Source organism: Chthoniobacterales bacterium (genome assembly GCA_039930045.1).
Classification (GTDB): Bacteria; Verrucomicrobiota; Verrucomicrobiia; order Chthoniobacterales; family DASVRZ01; genus DASVRZ01.
Window position 1 is genome coordinate 1 of record JBDSQB010000019.1, and the last position, 15,875, is coordinate 15,875.

The following is a 15,875-nucleotide window of genomic DNA, read 5'->3' on the forward strand; positions in this document are numbered from 1 at the left end:
CGGTCGCGTTGATGATGGTCCAGCGGCCGGTGCCTTTCTGCCCAGCCCGGTCCAGGATCACGTCGACCAGGTCCTTGCCGGTTTCGGGGTCTGTCTGGCGCAGCGCCACCGCGGTGATCTGGATCAAGTAGCTCTGCAGGTCACCTCCGTTCCATTCGTCGAACACGTCGGCCATCTGCGCGTTCGACAAGCCTGCGGCCTTGAACATCGCATAGGCCTCGCAGATCAGCTGCATGTCGCCGTATTCGATGCCGTTGTGCACCATCTTCACGTAATGTCCCGCGCCGTCCGGGCCCATGTGGCGGCAGCAGGCCTCGCCCTCGGCAATCGCGGCGATCTTCGTGTAAATCGGGGCGAGCGCCTTCCAGCCCTCGGCGGAACCGCCGGGCATGATCGACGGGCCTTTCAACGCGCCTTCCTCTCCGCCGCTGACGCCGACTCCGAAGAAGTGAATGCCCTTTTCCTTGAGGTATTTCTCGCGGCGCTGGGTGTCGGTCCAAAGGGAATTGCCGCCGTCGATGATGATGTCGCCCGGCTCCATCAGCGGAATGAGTTGCTCGATGACCGCATCGACCGGCGCACCGGCCTTGACCATGATCTGCGCCTTGCGCGGACGCTCCAGAGCGGCCACAAAGTCGGGCAGGCTCTTGGCGAAGACGAAATTTTTACCCGCGCCACGTCCAGCTTCAAACGCCTCGACCACGCTGGTCGTCCGGTTGAAAACAGCGACGGTAAAGCCGCGGCTCTCCATGTTGAGCACGAGGTTCTCGCCCATCACGGCGAGGCCAATCAGTCCGATGTCACACTTTTTCATAAATTAATTTCAGGTTGCGGTTTGCCGCGGGTTCGAGTTGGTAGGGGAGTGAAAAACTAGCGGGCGGCAAACCCTTATGGCAATCGACTTTTCAAAAATTATCGTGACTCGCGACCCTCTCGCGCCGCCCGCGCCCGTGTGGTCGTCCACCGCGGGGGCGATTCTGGATTTTTATGGCGTCGTTCGCGGTCTGGAGGGAGAAAATGCCATCGCCGGACTCGAGTATGAGTCGTATCTGGCGATGGCCGAGTCGCAGTTGCGCAAGATCGCGGAGGAAACGCTGATCCATTTTGCCCTGGAGGACGTCACGTTGATTCATCGTGTCGGCTTCGTGGCCGCAGGCGAGCCGTCGCTTTTTCTGCGGGTGACCGCCGGGCATCGCGAGGAGGCGTTTGCGGGGAGTCGTGAAATCATCGAGCGCCTGAAACGGGAGGTTCCCATTTGGAAAAATCCCATCCAGAGTCAGGCATTATGAATTGGGCCAATCGCCTCACAGTCGCCCGGTTTTTCCTCACCATCGCGTTCGTCATGGCGATGACTTCGGGCTGGACTTACACACATACCTTGGCGCTGGCGATTTTCGTGGTGGCGAGTGTGACCGATTATCTCGACGGCTGGGTGGCCCGGAAATATTCTATGCAAACTCCATTTGGCGCATTGATGGACCCGCTCGTGGACAAGATCATGACGGCGGCTGCGTTCATTTGCCTGATTCCGCTCGGAGCCATCCCGGCGTGGGTCGCGGTGGTGATCATCAGCCGCGAATTTGTCATCACCGGGCTGCGCCTGCTGGCGAGCAGTCAGGGACGAGTGTTGGTCGCCGAATCCATCGGGAAACATAAGACGGGCTGGCAGATTGCGACGATTATTTTCTTTCTGCTCGAATATTCTGTGGCCGAGCTTTTTCCCAAGCTGGCGCAGAACGCCAGCGCACTTCGTCTCGCAGAGATCGGTGAATCCATCTCCCTGATCGCCGCTGTGGGACTGACGATTTACTCAGGAATCAGCTATCTTTGGCGTCACCGCGCCATCATTCAAGTCGAGTGACGAGCGGTTAGAAGAACGACTGCTCGACAAAAATCTGATCGCCGGGTTTGACCGGAATGTCGAGCGCGGGATTACTGAGAATTTTCTTGGTATCGACGACCATTAATTCCTTGCCACGGCTCAGGCGGACTTTCCGCATATTGGCAAATTCCGTGGGTCCACCAGCGGCGTTGATGGCGGACATGAGGGTCAGATCGGGAGTGTAAGCGACGCGGCTGGGAGCTTTGACTTCCCCACCGACGTTCACGAAACGCCCGAGTCCCTGAGTGCTGATGGTGATAGTGGGATTAGTAAAAATCTCCGCAGCTTTGTAGGCCGACTCGATGGCATCGGCGGCCTGGGCAGCGGTTTTTCCTCCAACCGACACCTTGTTGATGTAAGCGAGGTTCACAGAGCCCTGGTTGTCCACCACATACGACGCCGTGATCTGAGAAATCTCTGAGGCTGGAACGCCACCAATTCGGATTTCAATTGTGTCACCGGAACGCAACGGTGCGTCTTGGGCGAGCAAGGCACTCGTTCCGAAGAACAAGGCGGCAAAGAAACATCTAACTGCGCTGGGGATTTTCATTAGTAATCTTCTCCGTCGTTGCCAGAGGAAACGCTGGCGGAAGCCTTGGCCCGGCCTTTTTTGCGGGGCTTGGTTTGCACGGAATAATAGTCGTTGTAACTGGTGTAATACTGGTAGCCCTGATCGTGGCGGACATCGACGTTGTTCAAGACGACGCCGAGCAGGTTGCCGCCGACGTTGAGGACGGATTGTTTCACGCGCAGCAGCATGGAGCGCGGGAAACGGCGGTGTTGCACAACGATGACGGTCAAATCAACTTCGCTGGCGAGCACCGAGGCATCGCTGACGCCGAGGATTGGCGGCGCGTCAAAAAGCACAATGTCGTAGCGGGTTTTCACGTCGGCGATCAAATCCGACATGCGCTGGGAGTTCAAAATGCCGACCGCATCCGACGGGAGGATGCCGGAGGGCATGATGTGCAAATTCTCGATGTTCGAGGGAATGATGACGTCCTCGAGTTGCAGGTCGGTCGTCAGATAATTGCTCAAGCCGACCGCATTGCTCGTTCCGAAGACAGTGTGCTGGGTCGGGCGGCGCAAATCGGCGTCCACGATCAGGACGTTGTAACCGCCCTGCGCACAGGTGACGGCGAGGTTGGCCAATGTGGTGGATTTGCCCTCACCCGGACCGCCGCTGACGAAGGTAATGGAGTTGTAATCGGCGCTTTTGCGGTTGAATTCAATGTTCGTGCGCAAGATGCGATAGGCCTCCGCGTCCGCCGAATCGGTCGCCTCGCGGTGGAGGAGTTTGATATTTTTCGGGATGACCGCCAGCACGGGCAGGCCGAGGAAACTCTCGACGTCGTCCAAGGTTTTCACACTGGTGTCGAGGTATTCGATGAAGAAGGCGAGTCCGATGCCAACCACCAGACCGACGACGACTCCGAGGAGAATGTTGAGTGGAATATTGGGTTTGCTCGGCGCGGTGGCAGGCTCGGCTTTGGCCCAAATCTTGGCTGGATTGCGAGGCATGCCTTTCTCGATGGTCTCCGTCTGGAGCTTGGTGGAGGCTGCCTTGAGGAGTTCCTTGGCGTTGATGTAACGATACTTCGCCTCGGCGTACTCAGACATCTTGACCTTGTTGGATTCAACATTGTTTTGGCTACCCCGGAGTTGAGTGCGCAGGGACTCTAGGTTGGCCTCGGCGGTTCGCAGGTTAGCAACCAAAGTGCTGCGGATGCTGGACATCTGCTTTTTGATTTGCTCGCTGAAAACGGTCATCTGCGAATCGAGCGCCTGAATCTCGGGATGCTTTTTGGCCAGTCCAGAACTGAGCAGGCGCTCGCGCTCGGCGACGGCCGCTTGATAGCTCTGAAGTCGGGCAGAAACAATGCTGTCGGGGATATTTAACTGAGCCAGACCGCGCATGAGGTCCTCATCGGTGAGTTTGTCGATGCCGTCGATCTGGTTGCGCAGAGTATCGACGGTGCTTTCCAACTTCGTGACGTCATTGGTAATTACACCCACCGTTGTGACGTCGATGCTTCCCGGATCAGCCATGGAATCCGGTGCGGTGTCGATGATATGGTTCTCACTCCGGAGCTTGGCCACAAGTTCGTGGGCTTCGTCCACTTTGCGTTGCTGCTTGTCCACTTCGTCCTGCAACTTGGCCAATGACTTGATCGTGACCGTGTTTAGCTCATCCACACGGCGGCGCTGATACACTTCGGCGATCTTATTAGCAATGTCCGACGCCTCCTTGGGCTTGCCGCTGCTGACGATGATTTGAATCAAACTCGTATTGCGGACTTCCTGCATGTTGAGCATGCCCTTCAGCATAAAATAGAGCCGCTCGCGGGGAATCGGATCATTCGGCGACCAGGCCTTGCCCAAGTCCATTTCATCAATGACGGGATAGAGAATTTCCTTCTGCTGAATGATTTGGAACTGGGTCGCGATGAACTTCGGATCAGAGCCGGCGTAAGAGGAAGGATCGCCTGGACGAAACACGTTCATGTTCGCCGTGTCAGGCTGAATCTCCATCATCACAGCCGATTGGTACTCCTTCGGCATGAAATAAGTCGTCACCGAAGCGGTGATGACGACCAATAAAAACGCTAGTAAAATGATGCCGGAACGAACCCGGATGACCCTCCAATAGTCGAGAAAATGGAGCTTGATTTCGCTGTTGTCAGACATACGCGCTAAACTAGCTTGCGTCCGCTGACACGCAAGAGGGGTTCCTTACTAAAAAGTGAGAGTGGCTCCCAAATAGATGCGATTGCGGTCGTATTCGCGGAGACTGAAATCGGAGTAAACTTTCGTGTAAGTGTAACCCGTTTGCAGCGAGAGGAGGCGGTTCACGGAGTAAATTAGACCCGCATTTAAGTCCAGCGTCTGCTCACTGTCACCAAAGGCCCCGCTGTAGTCGCTCGTCGTGTAAAAGACGCCGCCGTTCGCGCTAATGCGTGAGCTAACCCGCTGATTGATTGTCAGTCCAGTGCGATAGGTTTTGCGGGTGCTGCCGAATCCGAATTCCGATTCCTCGAATCCGTAGCGGTTCAGCCACTGAATGGAGGAGCGGTCGCCGTATTTATAGGTCAGCGTGCTTTCCACAAAGGGCGAGGTCTCGTCACCCACGTCATCCGAGCTGCGGAACTGGGCACCGGCACGAATGCTGGCGGTCAGGCGGCGGTTCAAAGTGAAATCCACACCGACCAAGGCATAATTGGAAGTCGAATCACGGTTGGCGGCGTCATAAGTCACGATGCCGAAACGATATTCGCCGACCAGCGAAATGGTGGGTTGAATGAGGTAGCGAAGCTGGAGGCTGTAGGTTTGCTCGATGCGATTGCTGATGTCGGCGATGGAGCTTTCATCATAATAGACGCCGCCCACGGTGTAACCATAGACGACGCTGAAACGCCGGGTGAATGTCTGCGCGAGGCTGAATCCGATGTTGCCGTAGAAATAATTGCCGCTCCGGCGATTCTGGCCAAAGCCAATTTGGAAATCAGGTTCTGCCTGGTAGGCGAGATACGTGGTGATGTCGAGGCGCAGCTTGGGGCTGAAGACGTGGCTGAAATCCACATTCAGCGTGATGTCCGGGTCGAAGGAGTCGTCGCGGTCATAATAATAGGAGCCGCCAGCGCTCAAAGCTGCCTCCAAGGACGTGCGTCCGTCGCTAAATTTCACATTGGCCCCGATCGAGCCACTGGTGAAGAAGCTGCCCTGCTTGTTGTCGTGGGTGGTATAAATATTATCGTCGTAGCCTTGGTTGAGCGAGAACGTGAAATGATAGGGACGTCTCTCGAAAATACCCGAACCGGCATCCTGAGTTGGGATGAATTTATCATCCATCCCGTTGCTGACTCCTGCGGAACTCACCGCGACAGCCGAGCGGACTTCCACATCGCTGCCTGTGCGAAAACTGCTGGGTTTGGGAGCGGCGGCCACATCTGCCGGGCGATCCGTCGGCGCTTCCGCGCGAAAAAGGGAGGGCTTGACCTCGGCCACCGCGGCGTTGATCGCGAGAGTCGCCAGACCGGCGAAAAGAGTTTTGGATCGAATCAGGTGTTTCATACGTTTTGGGAAGGTCGGGAAATGCGGGGGAATCAGCCAGTTGCTTTGGCAGGTGCTTATAGAAGCACTTTTCCATAAACACGATATCGGCCCATCTGGCTAGGGAAAAATGCGGGTTAGGCCACTTTCAGAAACGATCACCGGCCACCGCCCTTCGTCCCGGCAGTTCATTTGCGAAAAGAGCGATGTCTGCTAAACCTCCAAGCGATGATTACTTTTATCGAGGGACGCCTCGCCGAGGCTTTGCCAACGCAGGTGACGGTCAACGTCGGCGGCGTCGGTTATCTGGCGTTGATCCCGTTTTCGACCTTCGATAAACTCCCCGCCATTGGCAGCGCGGTCCATCTCCTCACGCAACTCATCGTTCGCGAGGACGCCCATCTTCTCTACGGCTTTTATTCCTCCGCCGAGCGCGATCTTTTCCGACTCCTCATCGCCCATGTTTCCGGGGTCGGGCCCAAGATCGCCCTGGCCGTGCTCAGCGGCATGAGCATCGCGGATTTTCAAAACGCCGTCGTCCGCTCCGACATCGACTCCATTTCCCGCATCAAAGGCATTGGGAAAAAAACTGCCGAGCGCATCGTGCTCGAACTCAAGGACAAGGTCGGAGTCGCCGCCACCTGGGAAGCATCCAGCGGGGCCAACGCCTCCCTCGACCAGCGCGCCAATGACGCCATTCTCGCCCTCATTTCTCTGGGTTATAAACAGGCCGAGGCCCAGAAGGCGGTTCAAGCTGCGAGCAAGCAAATCGGCGTCGACGCTGCGTCCGAGGATCTTCTGCGACTCGCCTTGAAATTGCTCGCCTGAGCCGCTGATAACACTGCAACTCCCATGGCCACGCTTGCGCAAATCCACGACGCCCTCCCGGCGGAAGGGCTGTTTGCGGGCAAGGAATGGCTCGTCTCGCCTGAGCCGTTTCCGCTCACCGACCACGATCACGAGGAACTCGACAAGCTAGGCTACCGGCTGACGCTTTTTAACAAGGCCGCGAACCTTCTCTACCAGCAAAGCGTGAAGGCCAAGCAACCCGCCTGGATCGCCGATTACCTCGACCGCGGCAAACCAACTGAGCTGATCGAACTTGCCCGCGGCCTGCGCAGCCAGTTGCCTGCGGTCATTCGCCCGGACATCATTCTCACGGAAACGGGCTGGACCATCGCCGAGCTCGACACCGTGCCCGGCGGCATCGGGCTCACCGGCTGGCTGAATCAAACCTACGCCAGCGCCGGTCACAACGTTCTCGGCGGCGCGAATGACATGATCGAGGGTTTTCGTTCCATTCTGCCGGACGGCGGCGAGATTCTCGTCTCCGAGGAATCCGCCACTTACCGGCCCGAAATGCAATGGCTGGCGAATCAGCTCAATGCCGCAGATACGAATGCAACTCCGCTCTGGACCGTTGGGTCGGCGGAAAATCCGACACCGGCCAGCGCGTATTACCGTTTCTTTGAGCTCTTCGATTTGCCGAATCTCCCCCATATCGATCTGACTCGAATGGCCATGACGCCTCCGCCGAAGCCGTTCATGGAGGAAAAATTGTGGTTCGCCCTCTTCTGGATGCGGCCCTTGCGCGAATTTTGGCGTCGCGAACTTTCGGAGCGTCATTTTCTGAAGCTCCAGCAAGTCATCCCTTACACTTGGATCATGGACCCGGAGCCGCTGCCGCATTTCGCGACTTTGCCCGGACTCGACATCCAGAATTGGGGCGAACTGAAAACGCTCAGCCAGAAACAGCGCGAATTTGTCTGCAAGATCAGCGGTTTCTCCGATCTCGCCTGGGGCAGCCGGGGCGTTTACGTGGCGCAGGATTTGCCGCAAAAAGAGTGGGCCGCCGTCGTGGACGAGGCGATCGAGTCGTTTCCGCATCATCCCTACATTCTCCAGCGCTTCCACAAGGGCCGGCAGGTGGCGCACCCGTATTTCGACCGCGACACGGGTGAGGAAAAAATCATGCACGGGCGCGTCCGGCTCTGCCCGTATTATTTTGTGAGCCACGACAAAGCCCAGCTCAGCGGCGCGCTCGCGACGATCGTTCCGGCGGATAAAAAAATCCTCCATGGCATGACGGACGCGATCCTTTGCCCGGCGGCCGTGACTTCGATCTGACTTTCCCGCTTGCCGCCCACCGCAACCCTCTTCACATTTCCCTGAACATGCCTGACGAAATTTCCAAAAACGACATCCGCGCCATGCTCGTGAAGAGCCTTATGCTGAAAATGCCGCCCGAGGATATTAGCGACGACACGCCGCTTTTCAGCATCGACGGACTCGGACTGGACTCGATCGACGCGCTGGAACTCGTAGTCAGCATGGAGAAAAGTTTCGGCGTCGGCGTGGCCAACAGCGGCATCGCCCAAGTGGCCTTGCGCGATGTGAATTCGCTCCACGAATACATCAACGCCGAGCGCGCGAAGAAGGCTGAATAAGCCGCGTTCCTAACAAGAATCTAACCTGGCCCAATTCGGGCCTGTTAACATCCATTTTGCGGATTGCTCAATCGCAAAAAGGCAACCACCGCGTCGCGATGCTGCGATTCATTAATGCAACGCCCCCTCAACGGGGCACCACATTAAACGCAACCCAAAAAACACCCTATGAAGTCATCATTCGTCAAAATCGCCTGCGCCACCGCTCTCCTCGGCAGCGCCGCATTCGCGCAAGTTTCCACCTCGGAAACTAACTCCACCACCACCAGTTCTGCTGGCGGAACGGTGAGTCAATCCACCACCACCACGACCGAAGGCTCCGGCACGATCACCTCGTTTGAGCCCGGCACCTCCATCGTTCTGAAAGAAAGCTCCGGCCCTCGCACCTATCGTTACGGCAAGACTGTGACCTACGTGACCAAGAGCGGCAAAGCCATTTCGGATGACGAAGTGAAAACCCGCATCCGCGTGGGCATTCCAGTCCATGTTAGCTACGCCCAGGAAGGCGACTCCTACGTCGTCAACCGCGTCGTCGTGGACGAGTAAAACCAATCATTTCTAACATTATGAAAAGACTCTTACTCGCCCTGCTTTCCGTGTCCGTGATCGCGCTCGCCAGCGGTTGCTCCACCAGTGCCACTGTCGGTAATCACGACCAGCACGGTGCCGGCATGTCGGCCAAAACCGAGGGCAGCAAAAAAGGCGTTCACGCAGCGGTTTACTAATAGCAGTCTAACTCCCATGAAAAGCCGCCGGTTCACCCCAGCGGCTTTTTTATTGCCCGCAGGTTAGACAGCGTCTTCCCCCGACAAGGAAGACGGCTGCATCAAGGTCGTGCTGAAGCCCTAAACTGCAGAACGATCAAAGCTTATTTCCGCAGGAGAAATAGCCCCGCAATCGCCAGGGCCACGCCGAGCAGACGTTGCCAGGAGGCGGGTTCGTGAAAGAACACCACCCCGGCAATCGCCATGATCGCGGCCCCGCCCGCCAGAATCACTGGCACGGCGGAAAGCGGCCCACCTTTTTGGAAAAGAAGAAAGAACGCCACCGTGCCCGCACCCACGCAGAGTCCCGTGAGACTCGAATAGAAAAACCCCTCGCTGCTCCATTTCTGCTGCCAATGTTTTGTGAAATAGAGATACGCGAGATAGAGCAAAATCGTTAGCGCCGCCACCGTCTCCACCACCAAACCGCCGAGCCCGTCGCCGATTCGCGCCGAAGCCAGCCGGGTAAAAATCTGATGCGCGCCATAGAGAACTGCCGCGACGACTGCATACCAAAACCAGGGTGCCATGGGTTGTTTTGTAGCGAAGATAACTCTGGAACTCAAATGCCGTCTCTTTGCAGATCGGCTGCCGCGGCCACGGTGGCCTCGGTGCCGGGCGGGTTTTCATACCAGCCGGGATCATCATAGCTGGTGAGGTTTTCGCGCACTTTCAAAATGGTGAACATTCCACCCATCGTGATGTAGTCATGCGGACCTTCGCCGCCAACCATGGGCAGGCTGTTGTTGGGAACGGCCATGCCCATGTCTCCCATATCGCCCATGCCGTCGCTGCCCATTGTCATGTAACCCGGAAGTAATTTCTGGCGCAGTTTTTTGTCGAAAGCACCGGTGTCTTCCACGCCGATGAGGTTCGGGTTGCCGTGGCCCATTTGATTCATGACATGGTGCGTCATGTGACAATGCATCGCCCAATCGCCGGGGTTGTTGGCCACAAATTCAATCGTGCGTGTCTGGCCCACAGCGACCAAAACCGTGGTGTCGGGATGTTGCGCCGACTCGGGCACATCGCCGCCGTCCGTCGCGGTGATCCGAAAATAATAACCATGCAAGTGGATTGGGTGATGATCCATCGCGCTCAAGTTTCCGAGGCGAATGCGGACGTGGTCGCCCTTCTTGACCACGAGCGGAGCGGTGCCGGGGAAGACGCGGGCGTTCATCGTCAGGACATTGAAATCGGTCATCTCATTCGGATCGGGCCGCGTGGTGCCGGGGACGATTTTCCATTCGCTGAGCATGATGGCGAAGTCGCGGTCGGGCCGTTTTTCTTCCTTCGGGTGAATGACAAACATCCCCATGAGGCCGAGGCCCATCTGGGTCATTTCGTCGTGATGCGAGTGATACATCAGGGTTCCATGCTGAATCAAATCGAACTCGTATCGAAAAGTTTCCTGCGGCTGGATCGCTTTCTGGCTGAGTCCGCCCACGCCATCCATTCCGCTCGGGACGAGCACGCCATGCCAGTGAACCGTGGTCGCGGCGGGCAGTTTGTTCGTTACATAAATGCGCACGCGATCTCCCTCGACCGCCTCGATGGTCGGCCCGTGCACCATGCCATTGTAGCCCCAGCAATCGGCGACCAAACCCGGCGCAAACTCCCGGCGCACCGGCTCGGCGATGAGGTGGAAAACCTTCACGCCATCGACCATTTTCCAGGGGAGTGACATTCCATTGGGCGTGATGACGGGGCGATACCGATCGTCCGTGTCGCTCTGGGGCGTCGCCATTTGGGAATGATCCATCGCTTCTGCGCCGAAGACGCGTTGAGCCACGGCGATGCCTCCGGCGAGGGCGGCGGCTCCAGAGAAAAAACGGCGGCGGGTGAGTCGTGTGTCAGTCATAAAATGTCAGTCTTTGGAATGGTCGGTGGTGAGAACATCGAGGCTGCCACCGAGAGCGGCTTCCAGTTTGCAGCGGGAAATCCAGTAATCGCGCAGGGTTTCGACGCTGCCGCGCTCGGCTTCCAATTCATCCTGCCGCGCGCGAATGAGTTCATAGAACCCCGTCAGCATGCCGTTGTATTCGAGTTGCGTGCCCTTCACGATTTCCTGTTGCTGCGGAAGCAATTCGTCGCGGTAAAACTCCGCCAGATCGCGGGCGGCGATCAAGCCATCGCGTGCCTCCCGCGCCTCGGAACGCACGTCGATGGCGCGACCTTGCAACGCCCATTGCGCTTGCTTGAATTCAGCGCGACGACGAGCCAGTTCGGGGAGTCCATTGTTAAAAATCGGCAACTCGACTTCGATATTCGGGCCGGCCATTTGAGTTCCATCGATATCGCGCTCGTAATCCACTCCCAGCCGAATGCTCGACGGGAACATCCGCGTCTTGCCTTGAATCCCAAGACTCGTCGCGGCAAGCGTGAGTTGAGCCCGGCCAATTTCCAGATCGGTGCGACGGGAAACGGCGACGCTTTCCACGTTTTGCAAAGGGATTTCGCGCTTCGGCAAAAGCGGGAGCTTGGCGGCTATTTTCCAATTCGTCGCGGTGCCCCAGAGTCCGAGCAGGCGATTCAGCGCCTCGCGTTTCTGGCTGATTTCCGCCCGGCTTTGGGCCACTGCGAGACGCGATTTGGAGTGGATCGCCTGTTGCTGCACGAGGCGCAGGCGGGTGATGTTGCCCGCTTCGCGCTGTTTTTTGGCGAATTCGGCGGAAGCTTCGTTGGATTCCACGACCAGTTCTTCGTGAGCGAGGAGTTGCATCGCCGCCTGCAATTCGTAAAACGCCGTTTTCGTTTCCGAGACGAGTTTCAATACATCGTCGGCGAGGGCGAGTTGGGCTCCGTTGTAAGCGAGCGTCGCCAGTTTTTTGCGGAGAGGATTGAGAAATAAATCGGCGATGTCCTGAGAATAGGAAAACTCCAGATTGGTGTTTTTGGCCCCGCGATCGGCCCAGCGGCTTTGCGCGGTGAGCGATGGATTTTTTAAGAGCCCGGCGGCGGCAATGTCGGATTGGGAAATGCCGAGGGCTTCGTATTTTCCCTGCAACCCGGCGTTGTTCAGCAAAGCGATCTGGGCGGCGCTGTCGGGCGTGAGGGTCTCCTGCAAAAGTGAGTGGACTTTCAGTGCGATCTGCCCGTTTTCGCGGCTGGATTTGACCCAGGTGATGCGCTGGGAAAGTTTCCCCTGCAACGCCTCATCCACGACGTCGACTGCCTGCACGGAAGACACCGCCAGCAGTGCGAGAACGATGCGTTTCACATGCCCTCCATCTTCATTTTGGAATGATCCACGGCTTCCTCCTTCGGCGCACTGGCGCGATGCTGAGTGAGATAAGGCTGGAGCGATGGCGCACTGGCGCTGGCGCTATCCGACTGGGCCGGATGCCCCGGCGGGAGCGGCGGCACGGGGATGTTGGTGGCACAGCCAGCGAGTAAGAGGCTGCTGAACAGGAGAGTTTTCATAGGCGAGGCGGGCGGTTAGGGAAGTGTGGCAGACTTTCGGAATTCGGGGTGACGAATCTGCCCCCCGGCGTCGGCGATATAGGCCGCGAGCCCCAGACAAACGAGGGCCGCGAGCAACGTCACGACCAGCAACGGCACGGCGCTGGAGGGAAACTTGCGAGGCAGAAACATCGCCAGCAAAGCGAAGGCCGGCGGCACGGCGAAATACCAGATCGTCTCGTCCGCCCGATCTATGTGGGTGTCGAGCCAGTCGGAGCCTGCGTCGTCGGCGATGCCACGGATGCTTTTGTAGGCGTTTTCTCCCGTTACATAGACGGGCCAGGCGGCGGCGGAGGTAAGGATGATCAGGCAGAGGGAAATGATTTGCGCGCCTCGATTGCGAGCGAGCAGAGCGAGGAATAATCCCAGGGCAGCCACGGCCAAACCGGCGATGGGCAGATGGTTGAGGAGAAGATGCAGGTGGGCGGGGTTTTGCAGGATGGCAGGCATAAAGTGAGTGGGATGGAACTCCGATCACCGGCACGGTGGGGGTCCGTGCCGGTGTGGAGTGGGGGGTTACTTCTTGGCCTTGGCGGCGTTGGCAGCCTCTGCGTCCTTCACCATTTTCACGTATTTGGCCGGATCTTTATCGAAGTCTTTCTTGCACATTTTGCAGCAGAGATAGACGTCGGTGCCGTTGCTGGTGACTTTGATGGGTTTGCCCATTTTGCCGCCGAGTTCATCGCCGGAAATAGGGCAGGTCTTCAATGGATACGACTCAGGGATGACCACTTTATCAGCGGCCTGGATGGGCGCGATGGCCGTCAGGAGAACCAGACTGGCTAGGGCGAGGATGTGTTGATGGATGTTCATAGTTTGCTTTCTTTTGTTTGTTTTGGTTTGGGTTTATTGGGTTTCCCGACGGAAAAATACACCGTCGAGAAGGAGAGGCTCAGGCGCACGGAGACAACCGCCGCGAGCCAAATGCGGGAAAACTGGCGGAAGCAAGCGTCGCAGAAAGGACGCGTTCCGGCAGTTACGCGAAAGCAGGAGGAGCGTTGCCGGGGTGGCAACGTTCGAGGACGAGACTGGTAAACTGGCACCCACCAGGCGGCGCATTGGCGAGAGGCAACGAGGCCACATTGGCAAACGCCGTCACCGTCACCGGCAGCAACGCCAGATAATCCATCGTGCCTGATTCGAGTGGCGCTTTGATCACCAAGCCGTCGGTCGCAGCCACGCTTTTGAAAATCTTGCAGCAAGTCAGATTGGAATGTTCCGAATCCGAGGGATCACCGTGTTCATGCGATTCATGCGCACAGCTCTCGCAGGTCTCTTCCGTGTGACTCGCCAGCGCCGCCACCATGCCGATGGCGCAATGGTTCGCCGCCACCATCCAGGCAGCCGCCATCACCAAAACGGTGACCCAGCGAAAGGAATTGGAAAAGCGCCACATGCCAGAGCTTTGGAGGCGCACGGGCGCAGAATGTTCAATTTTTTCAGCGGCGATGCTCATGGCCGGGGTCAGGTGACCCAAGGGCTGAGTTTTTCGCGGAGAAACTGGCGGGCGCGGTAGAGTTTGCCTTCGATGGCTTTGGCGGAGCAGCCGAGGATGCGGGCGATCTCCAAGCTGGGGAGTGCCTCGTAGGTTTGCAAGAGGGCGGCGGTGCGCTGGTCGTCGGGCAGAGCAGCAAAGGCGGCGGCGATGGCATGGTCGAGTTCGCGATGGCCGGCTTGCTGGTCGGGCGTGGGGCCGGGGCTGGAAAGTGTGTCCTCCAGAGCGGCGCCGGGGCTGGATTCGAGTTCCAGGGATATGGCGGGGTGGCGCAGTTTCCAGCGGGCCTGGTTGCGGCAAAGGCGGGTGGCGATGGTGTAGAGCCAGGTGGAAAAGCGGGCGCGGGTATCGTATTTCGCCCGGTGCTGGTAGATGCGGACAAAAGTTTCCTGGGCGAGATCGAGAGCGTCGGCTTCATTCTGGGTGTAGCGAAAAATGTGGCGGACGAGGGGTTGCTGCCAGCGGGCCATGAGGTCGTTGAGGGCGAGATCGTCGCCGTCGCGCAGTCGTTGCATGGCGTCGCTGTCGGCTGCGGCCAGCGCATCGGGCTCATTCATGGCGGCTGGAGGTCCAGCGATGGGGCATGCCGGGTTCGAGAATCTGCCTCTTCATCAGGCCAATGTAGCGATCGGCTTCACCGGGAGGCATAACGGCGGCGACGGCGTAGATGTGGGCGAGCATTTCTTGATGGCAGGTCGTCTGGAGCGCTGCGCTAGTCTGGAGGAGGGACGCCAGCTCCGGTGTCACCTCGCGCTGGGCAGCGATCTGACGGCTGATCTGGCTCTGGTTTTCAGAAATCTGCTGGCAATGAATAGCGCAAACCGGTGCGTAGGCGGCTTCGAGCTGGCCGATGCGTTGCGCCTGATTGTCATTGAGATGGAACTCGGATGTGAGCCAGGCCAGGGTGGGTTGGCTGGATTGGGAAAGCTCCCGGGCGGGGCGGATCATCGTCCTGTAACAAATGAAATAGGCGGACAGCCCAGCGACGATGGCCAGCAGAAGGATGCAGAGGAGACGTTTCATTTCCGGTCCATGCTGGCGAGATGCAGATAAGGGTCGATGGATTGCACATATTCCAGAGCCAGCTCGGCGCGGGTGCGATCCAACTGCGAAGCGGCGGAAAGCGATCCGATGCCAGCTCCGAGTAGCATCATGACCAATGTGGCCGCGGTGGCCAGGGGCCAGACAGGAAAATCGGGAGTGAGCCAGCGCATCCAAATGGAACTCCAATGGCTGGCGCGGGCGTTTTCCCGTTGCTGAATCCGAGCCCAGACATCGGCTTGGAACCGCTGGGGAATGGCTGGCTCGACTTTCCATTCCTGAAGGGTGTGGTCGAGAAGATCGGGAGTTTGCATGGGATGAAAATGGGGAAGAGGCAAAACCGGTCTGGCGTTTACCAAACCGGTCTTTGCCAGGGTAAGCTTTACTTTTTCTCGCAGGCGGTGCGGCAGGCTGGAGTGTCGGCGAGGGCTTTACTGCAGGCAACATTGGTGAAGCTGCCTTGTTTAGGAGTCGTGGTTACCGTCATGGTGGGGCAGTTGGGCTGCGTCTGGCTGACGGAATGGGTGTGTCCGGCGACGGGACGCTGAGCCGGCGTGTAGTCGTTGAAACCTGGGCGGGCTTGCAAGCCACTGAGGCTGAGGAGTCCGGCGAGGAGAGTGACGAGGGATATTGGAGTTTTCATGGGTTTTGTTTTTGTTTGTTGTTTTTGTTTGCGCAGGTGGTTTTGGAGCCTGCATCTCTTAACACCCCGCTGCGGACGAAAACCCTCGGAA

The 15,875-nt window shown here is 58.0% G+C and carries 22 protein-coding genes; 7 read left to right on the plus strand and 15 right to left on the minus strand.

What is annotated here, in order from left to right:
• A partial coding sequence (gene gndA / locus ABIT76_14690) for an NADP-dependent phosphogluconate dehydrogenase (GenBank protein MEO7934396.1) occupies positions 1-814 on the minus strand: 814 nt, incomplete at its 3' end.
• 103 nt (positions 815-917) lie between these two features.
• Between gndA and ABIT76_14695 the strand changes: the two genes are divergently transcribed.
• Positions 918-1,289, plus strand: coding sequence for a molybdenum cofactor biosynthesis protein MoaE (locus ABIT76_14695; GenBank protein MEO7934397.1), 372 nt, complete (start codon positions 918-920; stop codon positions 1,287-1,289).
• Complete coding sequence (gene pgsA / locus ABIT76_14700) at positions 1,286-1,861, plus strand: CDP-diacylglycerol--glycerol-3-phosphate 3-phosphatidyltransferase (GenBank protein ID MEO7934398.1); 576 nt, start codon at positions 1,286-1,288, stop codon at positions 1,859-1,861. The genes ABIT76_14695 and pgsA overlap by 4 nt, the downstream gene beginning before the upstream one ends.
• Positions 1,862-1,868: 7 nt before the next feature.
• Here pgsA and ABIT76_14705 read toward each other — a convergent pair whose 3' ends face one another.
• The 3 genes from ABIT76_14705 to ABIT76_14715 are packed head-to-tail and all read right to left on the minus strand — an operon-like array spanning position 1,869 to position 5,953.
• A complete protein-coding gene (locus ABIT76_14705; GenBank protein MEO7934399.1) occupies positions 1,869-2,432 on the minus strand; it encodes a polysaccharide biosynthesis/export family protein in 564 nt (187 codons plus the stop codon).
• Positions 2,432-4,570, minus strand: coding sequence for a polysaccharide biosynthesis tyrosine autokinase (locus ABIT76_14710; GenBank protein MEO7934400.1), 2,139 nt, complete (start codon positions 4,568-4,570; stop codon positions 2,432-2,434). Before ABIT76_14710 ends, ABIT76_14705 begins: the two co-directional genes overlap by 1 nt.
• A 48-nt stretch (positions 4,571-4,618) precedes the next feature.
• Positions 4,619-5,953 carry an outer membrane beta-barrel protein gene (locus ABIT76_14715; GenBank protein MEO7934401.1) on the minus strand — a complete coding sequence of 445 codons (1,335 nt, stop codon included), beginning with the start codon at positions 5,951-5,953 and terminating at the stop codon, positions 4,619-4,621.
• Positions 5,954-6,160: 207 nt separating this feature from the next.
• On the opposite strand from ABIT76_14715, the gene ruvA reads away from it, so the two are divergent.
• The 5 genes from ruvA (at position 6,161) to ABIT76_14740 (ending at position 9,104) form a co-directional block, all read left to right on the plus strand.
• Entirely contained in the window at positions 6,161-6,760 is a 600-nt protein-coding gene (gene ruvA / locus ABIT76_14720) for a Holliday junction branch migration protein RuvA (GenBank protein ID MEO7934402.1), read from the plus strand.
• 24 nt (positions 6,761-6,784) lie between these two features.
• Positions 6,785-8,059 (plus strand): hypothetical protein, encoded by a 1,275-nt coding sequence (locus tag ABIT76_14725; protein MEO7934403.1) that lies wholly within the window; start codon positions 6,785-6,787, stop codon positions 8,057-8,059.
• Positions 8,060-8,106: 47 nt separating this feature from the next.
• Positions 8,107-8,379, plus strand: coding sequence for a phosphopantetheine-binding protein (locus ABIT76_14730; protein MEO7934404.1), 273 nt, complete (start codon positions 8,107-8,109; stop codon positions 8,377-8,379).
• A gap of 168 nt (positions 8,380-8,547) precedes the next feature.
• Positions 8,548-8,925, plus strand: coding sequence for a hypothetical protein (locus ABIT76_14735; protein MEO7934405.1), 378 nt, complete (start codon positions 8,548-8,550; stop codon positions 8,923-8,925).
• 20 nt (positions 8,926-8,945) lie between these two features.
• A complete protein-coding gene (locus ABIT76_14740; GenBank protein MEO7934406.1) occupies positions 8,946-9,104 on the plus strand; it encodes a hypothetical protein in 159 nt (52 codons plus the stop codon).
• A gap of 143 nt (positions 9,105-9,247) precedes the next feature.
• On the opposite strand, the gene ABIT76_14745 is transcribed toward ABIT76_14740, so the two are convergent.
• The 11 genes from ABIT76_14745 to ABIT76_14795 form a co-directional block, all read right to left on the minus strand.
• Positions 9,248-9,673 carry an EamA family transporter gene (locus tag ABIT76_14745; GenBank protein MEO7934407.1) on the minus strand — a complete coding sequence of 142 codons (426 nt, stop codon included), beginning with the start codon at positions 9,671-9,673 and terminating at the stop codon, positions 9,248-9,250.
• A 32-nt stretch (positions 9,674-9,705) separates the two neighbouring features.
• The gene (locus ABIT76_14750; GenBank protein ID MEO7934408.1) at positions 9,706-11,004 is read right to left on the minus strand and encodes a copper oxidase; all 1,299 of its coding nucleotides are present in this window, start codon (positions 11,002-11,004) and stop codon (positions 9,706-9,708) included.
• 6 nt (positions 11,005-11,010) lie between these two features.
• Positions 11,011-12,363 carry a TolC family protein gene (locus ABIT76_14755; protein ID MEO7934409.1) on the minus strand — a complete coding sequence of 451 codons (1,353 nt, stop codon included), beginning with the start codon at positions 12,361-12,363 and terminating at the stop codon, positions 11,011-11,013.
• Complete coding sequence (locus ABIT76_14760; GenBank protein MEO7934410.1) at positions 12,360-12,566, minus strand: hypothetical protein; 207 nt, start codon at positions 12,564-12,566, stop codon at positions 12,360-12,362. Before ABIT76_14760 ends, ABIT76_14755 begins: the two co-directional genes overlap by 4 nt.
• Before the next feature lie 15 nt (positions 12,567-12,581).
• Positions 12,582-13,055, minus strand: a complete 474-nt coding sequence (locus ABIT76_14765; protein MEO7934411.1) for a hypothetical protein — start codon at positions 13,053-13,055, stop codon at positions 12,582-12,584.
• A gap of 66 nt (positions 13,056-13,121) precedes the next feature.
• Positions 13,122-13,418: a hypothetical protein gene (locus tag ABIT76_14770; GenBank protein MEO7934412.1), complete on the minus strand. Its 297-nt coding sequence runs from the start codon at positions 13,416-13,418 to the stop codon at positions 13,122-13,124.
• 163 nt (positions 13,419-13,581) lie between these two features.
• Positions 13,582-14,061 carry a hypothetical protein gene (locus tag ABIT76_14775; protein ID MEO7934413.1) on the minus strand — a complete coding sequence of 160 codons (480 nt, stop codon included), beginning with the start codon at positions 14,059-14,061 and terminating at the stop codon, positions 13,582-13,584.
• Between the two features lie 8 nt (positions 14,062-14,069).
• Positions 14,070-14,657 (minus strand): RNA polymerase sigma factor, encoded by a 588-nt coding sequence (locus tag ABIT76_14780; protein MEO7934414.1) that lies wholly within the window; start codon positions 14,655-14,657, stop codon positions 14,070-14,072.
• Positions 14,650-15,123 carry a hypothetical protein gene (locus ABIT76_14785; GenBank protein ID MEO7934415.1) on the minus strand — a complete coding sequence of 158 codons (474 nt, stop codon included), beginning with the start codon at positions 15,121-15,123 and terminating at the stop codon, positions 14,650-14,652. Before ABIT76_14785 ends, ABIT76_14780 begins: the two co-directional genes overlap by 8 nt.
• Complete coding sequence (locus ABIT76_14790; protein ID MEO7934416.1) at positions 15,120-15,455, minus strand: hypothetical protein; 336 nt, start codon at positions 15,453-15,455, stop codon at positions 15,120-15,122. Before ABIT76_14790 ends, ABIT76_14785 begins: the two co-directional genes overlap by 4 nt.
• A 68-nt stretch (positions 15,456-15,523) precedes the next feature.
• Complete coding sequence (locus ABIT76_14795) at positions 15,524-15,784, minus strand: hypothetical protein (protein ID MEO7934417.1); 261 nt, start codon at positions 15,782-15,784, stop codon at positions 15,524-15,526.
• Positions 15,785-15,875 lie beyond the last annotated feature (91 nt).